Genomic DNA, 756 nt, shown 5'->3' on the forward strand with positions numbered 1-756 from the left:
CCTGAACCTTGCGGCATTGGCGGACCCGCAGGCGACGACGATCGTCTACATGGGCCGGCGCACGGCATCGAAGTTGGCGACCCGGATGATCGAGAGCGGCCTGCCTCCCGCGACGCCTGTCGTCGCGATCAGCAATGTGTCGAGAGACGATCAGGAGAACACACACTCGACCGTCAAGGATGTTGCTCGCGGCATTCCTCTGCCCGGAGCCGGGCCATTGATTATTGCTATTGGTGCGTCCGTCGCCGCACCACCGGAATGCCCGCTTCACGCGAGCAGCACATTCACCGCCCGCAATGGGCAAAGGCGGTTCGTATCGAAGAGCGAACTGTCGGCCCCGACACTCGTGGGACACTGACGGCGACTACCGCTTTTCTCGCAGCGGCTGGGCCGATGCCGCCGCTGCAATCTGATCAAAATAAGCAATCCTGCCCGCAACAGCCGCTCCGACGGTGAGCCAGAAAAGGAGTATTCCAAGATTCATCTTGCGCCATGAGCGCGAATGTCCGCGAGCCATGTTATCATCAGTGTCTGATATCATCTCCTTTGGATTCTACTGGTTTCGTCATGAGATAGACAAGGCATCTCAGATCTGCAGACGCAATTTGGAATAAGTTTCTCATACGACCCTATTTCGTGGGATGGACATGTTACGATCGCTTTATCGTAAAGGATAGAAATCTGCAGCTCACACACTCTGCCCGAGACTTGATGAACCGACCGTATCCCAATCCTCCAATGCGCTATGCTCAACCG

At 56.5% G+C, this 756-nt stretch carries 1 protein-coding gene; it reads left to right on the forward strand.

Annotated features, from left to right (window positions below; translation table 11 throughout):
• Positions 1-358 (forward strand): SAM-dependent methyltransferase (locus C7G61_RS42960; protein WP_244608793.1); only part of this gene is annotated, 358 nt, incomplete at its 5' end.
• Positions 359-756: the final 398 nt, after the last annotated feature.

Source organism: Bradyrhizobium algeriense, assembly GCF_003062295.1.
Taxonomy (GTDB): Bacteria; Pseudomonadota; Alphaproteobacteria; order Rhizobiales; family Xanthobacteraceae; genus Bradyrhizobium; species Bradyrhizobium algeriense.